The following is an 18,262-nucleotide window of genomic DNA, read 5'->3' on the forward strand; positions in this document are numbered from 1 at the left end:
AACCTGGTCAAGAGCTAGTTTTTCTCATTAAGCTTTCCCAACCCTTTTGAAAGTGTTTCCATTCGCCATCTTCCACGTCTCCACGATATATCATTAACTCGTATCCAGCCGTCAATTCACTCATCTCATCTGTATCGTACACTGCATCCACATAGGCGGCGTACTCCCTTAAAGTTTGCCCCTCCGGACGAACTAAACCAGCTCGTTTTAATTGTTTCAATAATATTAAATAGGCTGTCGAGAAATGTGCACCGGTTTTCTTTCTATAACGAAGAATCTGCAGATGAGGAATCCACTTCCTTCTGAAGAAATAACCAATAGAAGCGAGAATCAATACACCTGACAGTGTGATGACAGACCATTTTAAGAACCATTCCATGTTCCCAATACCAGGTTTCATGGATGATCGAGTTTCCCTATCGGGTGTATCCTGGCGTTCCCTGGTCTCTTTCTTTGTTTGCTCTTCATTAGTTGGGGTTTCTTCAGGGTTCTTGATCACTTCCTGCTTCAATTTCGAATCGTAAAATTCAACTTCCCCATTGAAACCCTTTGTCGGCTCGAAGGGAACCCAGCCTATCCCTGAAAAATAAACTTCGACCCAGGAATGTGCATTATTATTGGTCACCTTATAAACGGATTCACCATCAAGGATTGATTTTTCCCCTTCCGTATAGCCCTTTACCCACCTTGCAGGTATATTGGCGGCTCTTAGTAAAACGACCATTGCACTTGAAAAATTATCGCAATACCCTATCTGTGTCTCGAATAAAAATTGATCGACATAATCTTGATTGCCCTCCGGATACGGAATATCGTCCTTAGAATAAATGAATTCAGGACCTTTAAAATAATCCTCTATGGTTTTTGCTTTATCGTACCAATTCGTTTCATTCCTTGTAAGCCGGGATGCCAATTCATATATTCGGTTTGGCAATCCCTCTGGAAGCTGCGTGTTTTTTCCCATTAATAAATCCATCGATTCGTCGGGTTCCGTTACCTTCCTTAACTCAGCTATATCAAAACTTGGCATATCATAAACCAGCTCATACTCTTTCATGGACAGTGGTTCGCCATTACCCTGTTCAGAAATAACTTTGTCCATACCCTGATAATATTTGAAATCCATCCCGTTTTTGCCCTCAATCTTTTTTAAATACCCGGACTGCGGATGAAGGATATGGGAATATGATTCCGTCACGGACACTTTTGCCGTCATTTCTTCTGTCCTCACCACTTCAGGAACGTCGTAAATATCTAAAGATGCCATATCCTGCCCGTTGGAAAAAGTGTGAAAGTCCATTTCCAGTATGGAAACCCACCCTTTACCGGTATAAATATCCTTGTTCTCGACTTTCCAGTAATGTCCTGCAGGAGCATTATTATAAAAAACGATGGAATTATCCGGCTCTATCGAACCGCCAAGATCCGAATCGTCTTCATCATATCCGACACTTTTACGCTTCGAACCACCGTCTTCTTTCCCCGCTTTATCAGAATAAGAAGTAATATAAGGCACCGGATCCGGCCACTGCGGAGAGAGCTTTGGGGCAGCGAAACCAACAAGGACACTTACCAATATCATGCCGGTCAGCATCAAGATCCACTTATTGATGGAAGCCATCGGAAACTTAATCCTCTCCTGTATCGTTAGTCGCAGCAGGGACAGCAGGCCTAGCATCAAGAACCCGATGATGATGATTCTAATCATTGCCTTGTCCCCCACATAAGGAGTGAATGTGTCAAGTACAGATATAAAAATCACCGTTAACATAAAAAAGAAAAAGATGCTTTGCCTCACCATCACCCAGTAATGGATCAAATATGTTACAAGCCAAAGAAGGACAAAAAATAGAAACGTTCGAAATGGATTTTTGATCAACTCCCAATTTCCATCATATATAAAACCAAGATTGCCCTTAAAATCCGCTAGGAATCCTTTCAGCCATGACAATTGAAATAAAGCGTCTTTTGAATGGAGGAACTGTAATGAAATCATTATATAAGCGCTAATGAGAATAAATCGGATTGACCAATGTATGCGGAAATAATGCAGTAGTAGGGAATAGAGCAAAAATAAGATAAAAATGATGATATTACCTGTATCGGTGAGTTTATCGACAGGCCTTAACCATTCAGTAATCAACAACAGACCAAATACATGCATGAGGACGTGCATGAATTTTTCCAATTTTTCGGTAGTGACATTCATTTTGCCATCACCTCTGATCTGTCAGACTTTAGTTGGCCATATTCAAAAAAGCTGACCTTTATCCCCCTTGAAACAGCTATAGAACTTGACAACCTTTCCTGATCAGTAAGATCTGCCTGTTTCTTCACACATACCATTAATCCCTGATTAGGCCGGAAAGCACTCAATATGTCCACCTTTTCTAAGGTTAAGTCTGAAACGATGAATATCACAGCAGCATTTGCCGGAAGAATTCCCTTCCTGACATTTTCGTTCAATGCGTTTACAACACTTGGCTCTTCTTTAACAAGTCGGTAAAGAATCTTTCGTTTCTGGTTATTGCCTGCCGCTGCCGGTATGATTAATCTCGATCCCATACTCGCATACCCAATTTCCATGCCTTTCTTTAACATGGCGTGTGCAATGGAAGCCGCCATTACAATGGATTCTTCGAATAAATCCGACGGCTTATCATCAAGCATGATGAATACATCCCGGTTTTTCTGCACTTCGAATTCCTTCGTCATGATTTCACTCGTTCTAGCAGTCGCCTTCCAGTTAATCCATGACAACTGATCGCCTGGCTGATATTCCCTTACCCCCGAGACCACTGAATGCTCCCGTTGTGTTTTCTTTGTTGAAACCACTGCCCCCTGATTGAACACTCGATCAAGATCACTGTAGGCAAGCTCATGATAACGAGGAAAAACAGTTATTTTCAAAGGTGAACTATATATCGCTTCCTTTTCGACTAGCCCGAAAAAGTCCCCAATCCAAAAGCGGATCGATTGAAACGAATGCTCTCCGCGCTGCAAGTTTTCCAAGGTATATGACATGCTGAAGGTACGCTTGAATCCCGGAAAGATAATTATTTTCCTTTGGAATCCCCTATCTTCCATCTCCTGAGGCAATTCCTCCTCTACCACCATAAATAATAGGGGGAGCCGGTTTTTACGGGTAAACGTCAATGCTATCTCAACAGATTCGCCGGCCTGGCATTCCCTTTTATTGACCTTTCTCTCAACGGTAAAATCATGCAGCGGATAAAACAGCAGGATCGAAGCGTACACTGAAAACGGCAAAAATGAATAAAAAATGAACCAACTGACAAAACCGCCTTGAAACATTGCATAGCAAAAGGAAACGGTCATGAGTAATACAAGTCCGATCACACTCATATTTCCCCTTAAAATGTGGATGAATTTGCGCATTAGGTCACAGCCCGCTTCACAGGCACTTGTGTTGTCGCGACAATTTCATGTATCACCATTCCAGCATCGAAGCCATCATAATTCGCTTCAGGTTTCAAAATAAGCCGGTGGGAAAATACGAATGGAACTAAATATTGAACATCGTCCGGCAGAACATAGTCCCTGCCCTGGATCAGCGCGTAAGCTTGGGCTGCCTTCATCAATGCTATCGACCCACGCGGGCTTACCCCTAAATAGACCCCTTCATGTGTACGTGTTTGATTCGCCAATTCAACAATATATCGTTTTATTGTGTCATCCACTATCACCGCTTTTACCTCAGCCTGTAATTCTATCAATTCATCCAAGGTGATGACGGATTCCAGCTCCTCAAGCGGTGCCGTGTATTGAGCCCTTTGAAGAACCTCTATCTCTTCTTCCACACCTGGATAACCCATTTTCATTTTTAATAGGAATCTATCCAATTGAGCCTCCGGAAGCGGATATGTTCCCTCGTACTCGATCGGGTTTTGTGTCGCCATTACGAAGAAGGGCTTCTCCAATCCTCTTGTGACACCATCAATCGTCACACTTGCCTCTTCCATGGCCTCAAGCAATGCAGACTGAGTTTTCGGTGAGGTTCGGTTAATTTCATCAGCTAAAATAATATGTCCCATTATCGGACCTGGCCTAAAAATGAATTCTTGTTCCTTAGGATTGAAGATCGAAACACCAGTAACATCAGAAGGAAGTAAATCAGGTGTGAATTGAATTCGCTTAAAGCTTGCACCTATTGATTTTGCCAGTGCCCTTACCATGACTGTCTTTCCCACACCAGGAACATCCTCCAATAAGACATGTCCACCGGAAAGGAGTGCCACGATGCTTAGTTCTGCTATATCCCGTTTTCCGATAATCACCTTTTCGATATTACCCAGAACCATTTCCAGTTTTTGATTGACCTGCTTATAAATCATTCTCTACCTCCCGAGATTCACGGATTCACATTATCACTATTATTTCATATGTTTTCTATATCACGCATTTTACATTAAGCTCCAATTAAACCTTACATTGTAAGTTTACTAGATATTCGGTAAACCATAAACGAATTTGTCTAAAAATATTAATGCGGCTTAATGAAAAGGGTACGGTAAACTGTTGCTAAGTGAATATGAACCTTGCAGAGAAAAGGTGCTGCCTTGTCAGCTTAATAGGGAATTCGGTTTAAAACCGAAGCTGTTTCCGCAACTGTAAGTGCTAATGAAATAAGATGCATACCACTATTTGAGGATGTAATCGACCCCGATTACAGTCCATTTAACCCAAATGGGAAGGTTCTTAGAGTAAAATGACGCACAAGCCAGGAGACCTGCCTTCCTTCATCGTATTATGCTCTTCGGAAGATAGGAGATTGTACGGCTCTCCCATCTTTTTTCTACTACAGATACATAGATGCCCGAAGCCGACCAAACCTCTTGGTCGGCTATTTGTTTTGCCGGGATAAGCAATACGGAGGACATTCACCCAATACGTAAAAGGAGGAAGAGTTATGGCAAAGAAAGACTTTCGTTTTTTATGCTACCCATACATGCGTGAGTCCGTATCAACCGTCGATTTTGAAATCCGCACAGACTCATTGACGACACAAATCGGCATGGCCGCCTCGCTTACTGAGGATGTCCCCGAAGTGTACCGTGACTTAATGGAACTGTTGCCCATGGCTTACCATTTAAATGGTTCAGTTCGCAGGAAATTAGCCATTACCGGCGATGATCTCGACCGTTTAAGTGCAATCTACGACCGGTATGTCGCCTTGTGAAAGATCGAATCGAAACATTCGTCCTTCCCACAAGGCTCAACCGCAGCATGTACTTTGCATACTTGCCGAAGTGAAGCCAAAAAGTCCGTGCGTGCTTTACACAAGTTAAGTCTGGAGAGGGGAATTCCAGGAATTCTTTTTGATTACGCCCACTTGCTTGCAAATGTATTATTCGTGATGGCAGTCTACGTCAATAAGCAACAGGGGATCGAGGAGATTCCCATTATAAGAAAATCATACCCAACCAAACCCATGAAAACGAAAACGGAGGAATAAATAATGAAGAAAATCCTACGATTCAGTTGGATTTCCATGCTGATGCTTACCCTTTTCCTTACCGGATGCGGAGTGAACGATGATCAAGCCGCAACGTATAATAAAGATACTGAAAAGGCCGAAGAAATCAAAGACTATACCGTTACGGATGATACTGGAAAGAAAATGAAATTCAAGAAAACCCCGAAAAAGTCGTTTCACTTCAGCCAAGCAATACGGAAATTTTATTTGCCCTTGAACAGGGTGATAAAGTCGTTGGCGTGACAGACTTCGATAATTACCCAGAGGAAGCAAAGAATATCGAACATGTTTCAGACTCTGTTAATATTAATGCAGAAAAAATCATTGCCTTGAAACCTGATGCCATCATAGCTTATACCATTGGTGATGAAGCGACACTGAAACTACTCGAAGATGCTGGCATCCCTGTGTTCATTATTAAATCTGCGGCAAATTCCGATGATGTATACGGTGATATCAGGCAGATTGCTAAAGTGATGGGTGTTGCCAAAAAAGGGGATGAATTAGTGAAAGATATCAAATCCCTAATTACAAGTGTCGAAGAAAAAGTGGAAACTTTAGATGAAAAGGAACAAACATACTTTGAAGTTAGCCCTGCTCCGGAAATCTATATAACAGGAGCGGAAACATTCCAACAAGAAATCCGGATACTGCCGGCATTAAAAACATCTTTGATGACCAAAAAGGCTGGGTTAAGGTATCTGATGAAGAAATCGTCAAAAGGAACCCTAAATCCATCATCACCACTGCCAAGTATGCAGATGATGCTGTTGGTGTAATTAAATCGCGTAAAGGCTGGGAAGATATCGATGCGGTGAAGAACGATCACGTCCATTTACTTGATGAAAATGTCACGTCCTGGACCAAGGATCGGGGAAGCTGTTGAACTCGCAGCAAAGACTGTTTATCCTGACTTGTTCAAATAACACGAAAGGAGGATGCGCCAATAAATTGGCGCATCCTTTTCCTTTTCCCGCTCCGGTCATTAGGGCAATGAATCCACTCCCTTCTGATCTGTATATCCTTAATAAACTTCCTTTCTGTCTTGTTTATGCTAAAATGATTGCAATCCACTCATAAGATATAAGAGGTACTGATCATGTATAAAAAATTCTTCATTTTGATCTTCACAGCTGCCCTTCTTTTAGGGCTTATTAAAACCGTTATGGATATGTAGCAAAAACAGCCCGATTCCTGACTTATGCCAGGAATCGGGCTGTTTTCATTTTCGTTTAACCTCTCCATTCAGCTTCCCCATTTTCGGAATAAGGATAAAAAACAAACAAACGACCAAAAGGGCCAAAACGATGCCGAGCAATACCGTAAGGTCAAAATTAAGGGAAGGCTCAGTTTCTTCTTCGCTTCTCGTTCGAATGCCGACTTCCGAGAATAATCCAAGCTGTTCTGATTTTGAAGCGATGGTATTATTTTGATTCCCCGTTACCGGAGACAGAAACAGTGAGTCCTTCACCGCGTCAACGGCATCATATTTCCCTCTTTCAAAAGTGAGGTCCTTTTGTTCTTCAGGCAGTTTCCGCTTCTGTTCCAACAAACCTTCTTCATGGAAATACTCCGTTTGAATATCAATATCCTTTTCTTGATATTCATTGGGCTCCACCATGGGTTCCTCTTCCGCCCCGCCATGAGGTGCATGGCTAAAAAACAGGATGAGCAAGACAGGCATTACGTATTTATTCCACTTCATGGGCCATTGCTCTTCTTTCTGTAAGGCGCTTCACTATATATGGAATGATCGTTGCGATAAGCGTCAGCACAATCAAGATGATACTAGCCGGAATGAATGCCGACTGATTACCGAATTGAATGGACATGTATACGTCTGCAACCGGGTGATCTACATTGAAATTAGGCATGATTAAATCCAATAATGGAATGGTAAAGAAACTGATCAAACCAATCACCAGGATAGCACCGACAAACGGCCCAATCGAGAAGGCAAGCCGGGTAAACGCTGAACAAAAGAATAAAAGCAGGACGGTGAAAACGGTCCATTTAATCTCCTGCATATCTCCCAGTGGATAGATCTTCAAACCATACATGCTGATGATTAAACCTACGATCAGATTCAATAAGGTAAACAAGGCCGCATGGACCATCATTGGAATGGTTTCATAATGATGCAGGAAGAAACCGATCAATAACCCAGAAATGAGTATGATCACCAACATGACAATCGGCGGTATATTAACCTTTTCCTGATGAAGGACTTCCCCGCTTATTTGTACGGGATTCGCTAAATATTCGTACACATACCCGTTCTGCTGATCATCGACTAGTGTGTTATTCAAGACACTATATACGTCCGTCTTGATTTTTACGGTTGAGTCTACATTTTGGGACCAATTATCATTAAGCTGATCGGCCCTTTCCTGTACTGACCCCACTTTCGCTTGCAGGTCAGCTGTATCCTTCGTGACCGTGTCCTGTCGTTCCGCTACAGAATTGACAAGGTCGGAAATGAAGCCGACAGTTGTTGCCGTATTGTCTTGAAGTGATACAAACATTTCTCCATCAAGATTAACTGGCGGTTCAGCCTCCATTTCAGGAACTTCCATATGATCTGACAAATTGGCAGACACTTCTTGAGCCTTCCCGGTAATTGCCGCTAATTCATCTAAAGTAGCTTTCTGCCCCGTTTCAACGTTAGCATCATATTCTTTCATATAACCCATAATGGAATCTGAGAACATCCCGAAGTTCTCATTGACTCCTGCTAAACTGGCTTTAATGAGTTTCGCTTCTTCATCTACGTTTCCGGAAACCCCATTTTTCAAGTTTTCCAATTCTTTTATATTGGCTGCAAATACCTTATCTACATTTGCTTCCGTGACTCTTTCAGCCAATTCACCATAAGATGAGAGTGAACCGTAATAAGCAAGGAGGGTAGTTGACTCCCGATTGGTGATAGGGTTTTCAAAGGCCTTCACCAGCACCGCTCGCCTTTCTCCCCCCACTTTTTCAAGAAGTGACTGTTCGAGAGTCTTGATTTCTGTGATGGCCTCATCGATTGTCATACTCTGGATTTCCTGTAATTTTTGAATATCTTCCTGTGACTTTTTCCATTGGTCACCTAAATCCTTATAATTCGTACCGAGTTCATTATAATCAGCTTGTAATTGCGTAAACTGCGCCAGAAGATCATTATATGAATCTACCAGTGTATTAAACTCCGTTATCACTTGATTATAATTTCCCGTTCTGCCGTTTACCGTTCCGCTGAGATTATTGATTTCCGCTTGAAGCTCTGCTGTAAGAATGTTGATTTGTTCAGCAGCTCCTTCACTTCCTTCTGCCGGCACCAAACTTTCAAGTGCCGTGTTGATCCCATTGATTTGATCCAGTACCACCTGCAGCGACAGTTCATCAATCGGGTCCTTCTTTTCAGGTGCAGCAACCGATTCACCTTTCCCCGTTTCCGTTTCAATATCTTCTATAGGCGTCGTTCCTTCACCAATAACCTCCCCATCGCCAGAGCTGCTTGCAAGATTTCCTCTTTGCACAAGCAAGGTGGACTGAAGGTTATCAAGACCCGCCTCTTCCGATTGTTTCAATTGATCAATCGAGCTTTGTTGATCTTGGGTGATTTTCGTAATTTGTTCTACTTGTTTGTCTTTCATGCTTGTTGAAAATTGTTCCAATTCATTACTGCTGGAATCAAGTTTCTGCTGCATGATTCCAACATTCTCACTAATGCCTTGATCATTAAGGCTGTATTTCGTATTCATTCCTTGCTGAATCTCTGGTATAGATTGGTTCCCTTCATTCAGCACCTTGTCATATGATTGAACACTCTCTTTGACAAGCTGCTGATTTTGGACTGAAGCCTTCTCAAAAAGGTTACTTTGAGCTTTTTGATATTCCTCAAAAGAAACTACATCTTGTACAAAGGAAGCCATTTGAGTCTTAGTGTTCCCTATTTCATCAATTGTTTCATTACTCGTTTTCCCTGCATCCTTCGTCTGGGCAAAGACTCCTTCAAGCAGGTCCTTATGCTGCTTGATTTCGCCAGCAAGGCTTTCCGAGCTTGGAGTATAAAACTCATACATCGTGTTTTGAAAAGCGATTTCTTTAGCAAGGACATTATCGAACTTCTTACGGATGTCCTCGACTGATTGGGAAACATAGCTCCAATACTGTGTTGAAATATGCTTATTCATTTTGCTCTTTGTCTTCTCTAATTCCTTTTGTACCTTTTCCATGTTCTCTGCATTCAAACTGGGTTGTACCTTGTATTTTATCCCCGCCTTGACAGGCTGTTCATCATCGAAGGTATAAATATTCTTTGAAAAATCGGATGGAAAATATATAACTGCATCATACTTCTCATTTGCAAGTCCACTTTCCGCCGTACTTCTATTAACCACAAACCACTCATATTCAGAATCCTTGTCCAATGTAGTAACAAGCTCTGAGCCTACGTAAATGGGATTATTGTTAAATTCAGTCCCATTATCTTCATTTACAATGGCGATTTCACGAGAAGCCGTTTCTGTCTTTTTCATTGGATTTTGGCCAATATAAGAAAAAAACAAGATTGGCAGCGCTAAGATCACCATTATTTTACCGATTAATAGCATCGGTTTTATTTTTTCAGACACTCTCTTGCACTCTCCTTCTTTCTTCACTTAGTGGAATTTGGATTTTACTCTCCTGGCCATTCAGAACAAAATATCCGTAACCCGGCTGTATTTCTTCTTCTTTTCTGGAATAGGAGAGAGTATACAAGCTTTGGTCCGATTTTTTAAGAAGCAAAACAGCCTGTCTGACCTGTTTCAGTTCGGTTGTCAACGAATCATAGCCCTTGGTGAAGTCGTTGGCATTTCCAGCGACAATCAGACTAAACCCGAGATGGCTGTACTGTTTCATCAAACCGCTGATCCTATCCTGAATCCTGCCGTCTATCGTTTGTTGGATCCTTGAAATGCTATCTATGACAAACATGATCGGTGGGAATTCCAGTTGCTTCATCGGTTTCATTTCCAATGCCGCTAGATAACTTCGTTCACGTTCTTCAAATATTTCAGTGATATGTTCGAGCCATTCGGTTATCTGATCTTTTGTTTCCACATAGCTCACCTTCTCCTCTAAAGCATAAGAAGATAGACCACGATCAACTCCGTCAAATAAACCAATTTCCCCAATTGTCTGTGTAAGCAACGATTCCAAGAGCAATTTAAGGACATTCGTTTTCCCTTTACGTGACTGTCCGACGACAAGCAGGAATGGATTGGAATTCAATTCCACGAAAACAGGTGTAACGCTTTCCTCTGAAAGCCCGATTGGAATGGAATCCTTCTTAATGGCTTGTGAGCAGTAACTCTTGAAGCTGCTGGAATCAAGACGTGTCGGTAACATCGGAATCGCCGGCGGTTTGGCCATTTCCTTATATTTAACCTTATGTTCTGCCACGGCTTGTTTCATTTCTTCCAAAACGGCTATATCATCCGCTCCATCGGCTGGTAAATAAACCTGCGTGAGATAGGTTTGGTCCTTTTTCACCAACGCCCTACCAGGAACAGGTTCATTTTCATAAGGGGTTCTCCCCAAAACTGAATATTGTTCCGAACTGTCCATTAAGTAATGGACGACCTTCGTCTTAAGACTATTCATTAACGGCTGGCGAATCGCATTGATTCTCGTTGCCGTTAAAATCATGAATATTCCAAGTGATTGTCCATCACGTGCAAACTGAACGAATTGCGCTTCCTGGTCCTGCATCTCATCCTTCACTAAGTCAAAATTGTCGACCACGATATAAATGATCGGCAATTCATCTTCCACTAATGCATTATAAAGCTTTATGTTACTAAGCTCCTTTTCTGAAAAAAGCTGCTTACGCCTTTCCATTTCCGCCTTCATGAATAACATGAATTTTTCAATTTTCCTTAACTCATCGAACCTAAAGTATTCCCCAGTATGAGGAAGCTGGCGCATTGGCAGTAAAGCGCCATTCCCGAAATCGTAAATATAATAATGCAGTTCTTCAGGACTGAATTGATCTGCAAAACTAACGAGAAGTGTCAAAACGGTGGTTGACTTGCCGTATCCGGAAGAACCAAAAACCCCAACATTCCCGTCTTCAATCCAGTTATAGACATAATTTGTCTGGCTCTGCAATTCGGGCTCATCCTTCATTCCCAGGTGGAATTGATTCCTCATCAGGCTTCTTTCAGTGTTTCTCGATAAACGGTCCGAAAGAGGCGGCAGCCACGGGCTTGCCAACTTCTTAATCTCCATTTCTTCCTGTGTCGCCACAATTCGATCCGCCACAGCTTCAATTTCACTAATCTTTTCTTTCCTCTTATTAATGATCTGTTCCGATACATTTGAGATTTGAACCAGACCGAGGTCTGTGACAAGCGCCACTTCATCCTCAGATCCAACCGTATCCTCTAAATATGGTGCACCGCTCCACGCAGACTGGAACAATTCATAAACCTCGTTATTTCCTACCTGCAAATATCCCCGTCCGGTGACAGTGATATTTGCAGCATCGCTATTTTTAAGAATTTCCTTACTATCATTGGCATCCTGCACTTTCAAGGAAATTTTAAAACGTGCATTACTCCAAATCTGGTTATCAATTACACCGCCTGGCTTTTGTGTAGCAAGAATTAAATGAACTCCCAAGCTCCGTCCAATTCGAGCTGTACTCACTAATTCGCGAATGAAATCTGGTTCTTCGTTTTTAAGTTCCGCAAACTCATCTGATATCAAAAATAAGTGAGGTAACGGTTCATCCGCTTTGCCTTCTTTGTATAAGTCGGTGTAATCGTTGATATGATTGACTTCGTATCGATCAAACATGCGCTGGCGTTTCTTCAATTCGCTATTGATGGAGGCCAATGCCCTGGCACTGAAGTTCTTGCTTCCCTCAATATTCGTAATGACTCCCAGCAGATGCGGAATCTGCCTGAATGGCTGTGCCATTCCCCCACCTTTATAATCAATGAGCAAAAAGGCAACTTCATGTGGATGATAATGAACGGCTAATGATAGGATGTAGGTTTGCAGTAATTCACTTTTCCCCGATCCCGTCGTCCCAGCAACCAATCCATGGGGGCCATGCGCCTTTTCATGCAAGTTCAATTCAACCCTATCCGTTTTACCTTTCAATCCAATGGGAACTGCCAAGGATTTGGAGGACTGATTGGTCCGCCAGTTTTGGCTGATAGGCAAATCTTCCACTTCACGAGCTTTCAATAATTCCAGAAATGATACCGTTTCTGGTATGGAATTGTTCATGCCTTTTTGATGATCTAGTGAACGCAGCGTACGTGCATAACGCTCATTCCCTTCTTTTGAATATGCATCAAGTTTAAAAGGAGTATGAACCGCCTTCTTTTGCTGGATGAGAATTTCGCCTTCAAGATCATTTATATACTTCACAAGCGTATGGACATTTTCAGTCAAACTCTCTTTTGCATCCGCTGCAAAAATCGTCGAGATACCTAAATCGTCCGTTTTACCTTCTAAATATTCCAATATGACATGCTCCGCAATCAAATTACGATCCGTGACAATAAAGACAAAGTGTGGAGTAAATCTCACTTTCCCTTTGTTTTCATCCAAATCTCTTTCCCTCAATAGCTGATAAATCGAGGTCAGTAGTTGGTCACGTGATTGCTCATTATATATAAAGCCTTTTGCATAGGCATGCGGCAATTGAAAATGAGGGAGCCATTTCATCCATTCCCATTCTTGGTAATCCTTTTCTGGAAAAATGGCCACAAATCGAACATCATGATAACTATGAAAAAAGGCCAGTTGCCCAATCAGTTGCTGCAGCTCCCGTTTAACAATCGATTCCTTTCCGACCAGGCCCATCGATCCATTTGATAAATCGATGGATAACGGAAGATCATCCAGGTTTTTGTATACATCCACAAGTTCCTGCGACTGCTCAAGTAAATCATCTATATCCCGATTGGACATATCACTACTATTTACCGACACATCATAACTTGAGGGTATGGTCGCCGTTCCGATCTTAAAGTGCAAAGCGTCTTCACCATCCAAAGTTCGCTCCCATATACGGTCGCTAATACTATCAGTTAGCTGTTTCATCCTTTCAAAGGAAGGGTAATGATAGAACAGCACATTTTTTTGTTTTTCAGACAGCTCTTGCAGTTCTTCCCTCTTCTTCTCTAAATACCTGGTATATACACGTTGACGTTTTTCTTCTCTGAATTTTTGCTTCTTTTTGTCTTTAAAGTATTGTACCGTCGAGGTAACTAAAGTCGTTGTGAACATCACAATCGAGATGATGATGAAAATGCCCCGAGGCTGAATGACCGTAATGACCCCCATGACGATTAGCATCATTAAAGGCGGCATAAGGATTAGCCATAACCCTCTATTATTATCTTCCGATTCTTGGCTCGGAAAAGATATCGTCACTTTCTCATCCGGCAATTCGTAGATCATCCTTGGTGTCCGGCGATATTGTGGATAGTTTTTTTTCATTTCAGAGATTGGCTTCTTCATTTTAGATAAAGAAGTTTCATAACTCTCGGCACTATGAATCATCAATAAGTCGCCTTCAATCAACCTCAGCGCCATATTAGGCCAGCAAATCAGATCACCATTTTGAATGGGAACAGCCTTCGTTACCCTTTCACCATTCAGGTAAATCCTGTTTTCCTTCGGCATGAGATGCCACTGCCCTTTATGAAGCACAAAGGAAAAGCCATTGCCGGAAACTGGTCCTTCTTTACGGAAAGTCGCACCCACCTTGGCCGATAAAGTGATTTCTTTCAGGTTGCCTATATAATAGAGGCTTTCTTCCAATTCTCCTGCCGTATAAAAAATCTCGACCGTTTCTTCTCCTTCATGAAAGGTGAAGCCTTGGAATGGCTTTACATCGCCAAGCTTCTTGTCCTCCCTAAACACCTCATATCCATCAAGTCCCTCATGTTTTTCCAGATTGATAGGACCATGTTCAAAGGGAATGGAATAAACGGTGATCGTATCCTGTTTTGATGGCCCAATCGTAATTGGACCGTTATGATTATCCTTGATCGTATAGGATTGGTAGGTCTCCTTAGAATAAATCCATAATAAACTCATTAAATCTCACCTCCGCAAAAGGCCCATTGCTCACTCTTTGCTTTTCTCTTTTTCTTCAGATGATTTTTTGGAGGAATCCTTACTTTCTTCTTTTCCCCCAGAAGCAGGTTCATTTTCCACTTCTTCTTTTACAGCAGGTTTTGCTTCCGCTGCGCCTTCATCCTCTATATTCGACTCTGTTGCAGCAGAGTTCCGATCTTGTTGTTCCTCCATTTGCTTATCCAATTCCTCTTTTTCCTTTTTATATTGGGACAGCTCAGTATCGATTTCTTTAATTTGCGTTTCCTTTTCTTCCCCAGAAAGTTTATCGTCCAACTTAATCTGTTCTTTCTGGTTTACCAGCCCATACATAATCAATTCGCGATCCTCCATGATTCTCGCCAAATCGATCGCGTCCTCACTCATGCCCCTGCCTATATAAATCCAATATAAGAGATACTGACTATCAGTCTGCAAAGTGATTGCATTTTCTACATTTTTCCTTGCTACTCCCTCCAACGGTTCATAAGTGACGTAGGACTTCGCCAGTTCATATTGAACGACATACGGCATATTTTTCGGATCATAGTTTTCCAACTGGTCAATGACTTCACTATATTTTTGTTTTAAAAAGCTTTCACTGCTTTCTACATATGCATCCTGCTTAGGTTGGGAGAAGAATAGTGTGTAAATCGTAAACCACAGCAGTGGCACTAGAACGATCACCGTACCCCAAAGTGTATAACGGCCTGTTTTCCATTTCTTTTCAGGGATATGCACAAATGTTTTTTGTTCCTTCTCTAAAGCATTTATCCGATCTTGAATGACCGTGGAAAGTTCATCCCAAGTCCCCGATGCCAATATACTTTGTGATTCGTTCGATAGTTTTAGTGTTTTATGGTAAAGCAGATACTCTTCGAATGTATACTGCCCATCCACAAGCGCCGAAATGGTTGCCTTCGTTTCTTTAAATAGCTCATCTTGATTATGCTCATAAGGAGGCAAACTGTCTTTTACACCATAATGCAGGAAATATGGGGCCAAGCCTGAATCAAAAACGATATTTTCTGGACAGACGACTAGTTGCAGGCGACTCAACTCATGATTCCTGATTTTCTTCAAGATTTGATATGACGATAACCATCTACCCATTAGATTTTTTTCTTTAGCTTTGGTAAAAACAAAAAAAGAGGCTGGTGGATTTACTCTGATCTGCACCTCGTCCTCTGTCACTACTATATTTTTCTGGAGAGCATCATCCGCTTCATGAATAAGCTGTAATTCCAATGGGTCTTGCATCGATAGTTTTGCCCGTTGGAAAACGAACAAATGCCCATTATCATCCTTCTTCATTGCAGCTTCTGTTTTTCTCTCCAGATATGGTTTCTCATCCATTTTATGTACTCCTTTACCCCTGCTAAAGGGCTTTAGACTTTTTTCCTATAAAGAGTCCACACTTAATCCATTAGAGGATCTCAAGGCGGTCCCCCGTCGTAATTCCGCTATCAAGCAGGGTTTCATAACCTGAACATACGAACTCTTTATTCTGGACCCGCACCCAATAGCCTTCTTTAGGTGCACTGGCAATATCCTTTACCTGCCATATTATTTCCACAACCTTCTTGATGGAGCGGTAATTCGACACTTGCAAATCAAATACTTCCCCTGTATACCTGTTTAAATCGATCGTTAGTTGAATATATATGGAAGCCACCTCTTTTAAAGCAAAAAAGCACCACGATCTTCATAAAGAGTCGCGGTGCTTTTTCCTAGAAATTTCTTTATCTCATTGACCTAATGATTATCCGCGAATTTGACTAGCAATCTGATTATCTGTGTCTTCAAGGATTTGAGCTGATTTATTCAATTGTTGAGAAACTTCATTCAACAAGCGAGCCATGTCCATGATTGAAGGCTTTAATTCTTCGTACTGACCTACGAAAGCCTCACTGGAAGAACCTTCCCAAATACTAGTTAAATGATCTCTCATTCTATCTAAACGGCCAATCATATCCGTTACTTGTTGGCTCTCATTATCATATTGTCTAGCTACATCTTTCAGTTCCGAAGGTGTTACGCGAATTTGTGACATAGAAAAAATCCTCCTTTTATCTTATATAGTACATTTTAATGGAACCATACATTTTCTGCCATATAAATAAATACAAAGTCGAAAAATGGTAAATTATGATTATGCAAAAAAACCTATATATGGCATTATGAAAGTCTATGTACCTGTTTTTCCAAATCTTTAAACCCATTTTTAAATTAATTTTTATTTTTTTACTTTTTCATGGTAAAAAAAGTTCCTTATACCCAATATCCCTTAACCATTATCCAATAATATGGTTTGCACCATAATAATAGTGACTTTAGACTTTCTTTTTAGGAAATTAATCAAACGTTTGATTAAAGTCTGAAAATCAACCGTTTCCATACTGTTCGTAAAAAAGGTCCTCCGTTCATTCGGATGTCCTTTTTTTGAATAAAATAATGTGGCCTGACTCCGCTTTTTTCGGCCTGCTACTTACTTCAGCTGCAGCAGGAATACGACATATAGCGAGAATCAATTTATTCAACGGAAACAGGCCATATCTTCCCAAAGGTTTTTGGAAAAGTGATAGCCTTTATACCTAATACATGAGTTCAATTACGTTGCTTAGTCATATAACCCGTTCCAGGAAATGTTTCACAAACCGATCACTTTCCACATTCGTACAGACGCGGATTCTAGGTCCGCCACCCTTTTGACCGATTGTCTTGCCTGTTTCTTCACCTTCGGTCACCACCTTGACGTTCATCCATTCTGTACTCACAAAACTGGAATCAATCGCAACCCCGACAGCAAGCGGATCGTGAAGGGCACAACCGCCTAAACCTGGATGGGAGTTTTCATATGCTTTCATATAATAATCGGTCATTTCCGCTAAAAACTTGGCGCTTTCCTTTCCAGTGGCACGCCAATCGTCCAGCTTCGATTTCAGTAGGTATGTTTGCAATGTCACATCAAGCCCCACTAGGGTGATTGGCAGCCCTGAAGCAAATACCTGATCAGCTGCTTCAGGATCTGATATTATGTTCGCTTCAGCATAGGGCGTTACATTTCCTGGTACGTTTACGGCACCGCCCATAATAACGACCTCTTTTACCAAGGACATGATCGTTGGGGCCTTTTTAATCGCCAATGCGATGTTAGTCAGTGGACCAACTGCAATAATCGTAATTTCATGCGGTCGTCTTTTCACTTGATCAATAATGAAATCTACTGCATTTCCTTGTGAAGCTTTGATACTCGGTTCAAACTGAAGGGTATTTCCTAACCCGTCTTCCCCATGAACATGCTTGGGATATTTCTTCTTCCTTCCGCGCACCAAAGTTTGGTCAGCACCTTCGAAAACCGGAATGCGCCTATTTAATTTCTCCAAAACGGCAAGTGTATTGCGAGTCGATTCAACAATGGGCACGTTACCAAAGCAAGTGGTGAATCCGAGCACTTCCAATTCTGGGGAATTTAAAGCATACGCCATCGCCATGGCATCATCAATCCCAGTATCAACATCAAATATGATTGGTTTCAATATTTCCACACCTTCCAAAATCACTTTTCGAGAGCTCTTTCAATGCCTCTCTTTTCTCTTTCTTATGTATCAAGAAACACTGTTTTCCAACTGAATTTTAACATTCAACGATAGGCAG

At 41.5% G+C, this 18,262-nt stretch carries 10 protein-coding genes, 2 pseudogenes and 1 riboswitch; of the genes and pseudogenes, 2 read left to right on the top strand and 10 right to left on the bottom strand.

Annotated features, from left to right (window positions below):
* Positions 1-7 precede the first annotated feature (7 nt).
* The 3 genes from QFZ73_RS09195 to QFZ73_RS09205 are packed head-to-tail and all read right to left on the bottom strand — an operon-like array spanning position 8 to position 4,355.
* Positions 8-2,209 carry a DUF4129 domain-containing transglutaminase family protein gene (locus tag QFZ73_RS09195; RefSeq protein ID WP_307265533.1) on the bottom strand — a complete coding sequence of 734 codons (2,202 nt, stop codon included), beginning with the start codon at positions 2,207-2,209 and terminating at the stop codon, positions 8-10.
* Complete coding sequence (locus tag QFZ73_RS09200) at positions 2,206-3,360, bottom strand: DUF58 domain-containing protein (protein ID WP_307265536.1); 1,155 nt, start codon at positions 3,358-3,360, stop codon at positions 2,206-2,208. The genes QFZ73_RS09195 and QFZ73_RS09200 overlap by 4 nt, the downstream gene beginning before the upstream one ends.
* A 38-nt stretch (positions 3,361-3,398) precedes the next feature.
* Entirely contained in the window at positions 3,399-4,355 is a 957-nt protein-coding gene (locus tag QFZ73_RS09205) for an AAA family ATPase (RefSeq protein ID WP_307265541.1), read from the bottom strand.
* Positions 4,356-4,553: 198 nt separating this feature from the next.
* Positions 4,554-4,772: riboswitch (cobalamin riboswitch) on the top strand.
* 158 nt (positions 4,773-4,930) lie between these two features.
* On the opposite strand from QFZ73_RS09205, the pseudogene QFZ73_RS28905 reads away from it, so the two are divergent.
* Both QFZ73_RS28905 and QFZ73_RS29145 read left to right on the top strand, forming a co-directional pair.
* Positions 4,931-5,476, top strand: a pseudogene (locus QFZ73_RS28905) (hypothetical protein).
* A 3-nt stretch (positions 5,477-5,479) separates the two neighbouring features.
* Positions 5,480-6,423, top strand: a pseudogene (locus QFZ73_RS29145) (ABC transporter substrate-binding protein).
* Positions 6,424-6,719: 296 nt separating this feature from the next.
* Here QFZ73_RS29145 and essA read toward each other — a convergent pair.
* From essA to QFZ73_RS09260, 7 genes are all read right to left on the bottom strand, one after another.
* Entirely contained in the window at positions 6,720-7,202 is a 483-nt protein-coding gene (gene essA, locus QFZ73_RS09230; RefSeq protein ID WP_307265550.1) for a type VII secretion protein EssA, read from the bottom strand.
* Positions 7,189-10,116: a type VII secretion protein EsaA gene (gene esaA, locus QFZ73_RS09235; protein ID WP_307265553.1), complete on the bottom strand. Its 2,928-nt coding sequence runs from the start codon at positions 10,114-10,116 to the stop codon at positions 7,189-7,191. Before esaA ends, essA begins: the two co-directional genes overlap by 14 nt.
* Complete coding sequence (gene essC, locus QFZ73_RS09240) at positions 10,109-14,587, bottom strand: type VII secretion protein EssC (protein ID WP_307265556.1); 4,479 nt, start codon at positions 14,585-14,587, stop codon at positions 10,109-10,111. The genes esaA and essC overlap by 8 nt, the downstream gene beginning before the upstream one ends.
* Before the next feature lie 30 nt (positions 14,588-14,617).
* Positions 14,618-15,961: a type VII secretion protein EssB gene (gene essB / locus QFZ73_RS09245; RefSeq protein WP_307265560.1), complete on the bottom strand. Its 1,344-nt coding sequence runs from the start codon at positions 15,959-15,961 to the stop codon at positions 14,618-14,620.
* Positions 15,962-16,031: 70 nt separating this feature from the next.
* Positions 16,032-16,271: an ESX secretion system protein YukD gene (gene yukD / locus QFZ73_RS09250; RefSeq protein ID WP_053537134.1), complete on the bottom strand. Its 240-nt coding sequence runs from the start codon at positions 16,269-16,271 to the stop codon at positions 16,032-16,034.
* A gap of 96 nt (positions 16,272-16,367) precedes the next feature.
* Positions 16,368-16,658, bottom strand: a complete 291-nt coding sequence (locus tag QFZ73_RS09255; protein ID WP_251435033.1) for a WXG100 family type VII secretion target — start codon at positions 16,656-16,658, stop codon at positions 16,368-16,370.
* Positions 16,659-17,229: 571 nt separating this feature from the next.
* Positions 17,230-18,144, bottom strand: coding sequence for a nucleoside hydrolase (locus tag QFZ73_RS09260; protein WP_251435037.1), 915 nt, complete (start codon positions 18,142-18,144; stop codon positions 17,230-17,232).
* Positions 18,145-18,262: the final 118 nt, after the last annotated feature.

Source organism: Peribacillus sp. V2I11 (genome assembly GCF_030817135.1).
In the GTDB taxonomy this organism is placed as follows: Bacteria; Bacillota; Bacilli; order Bacillales; family DSM-1321; genus Peribacillus; species Peribacillus simplex.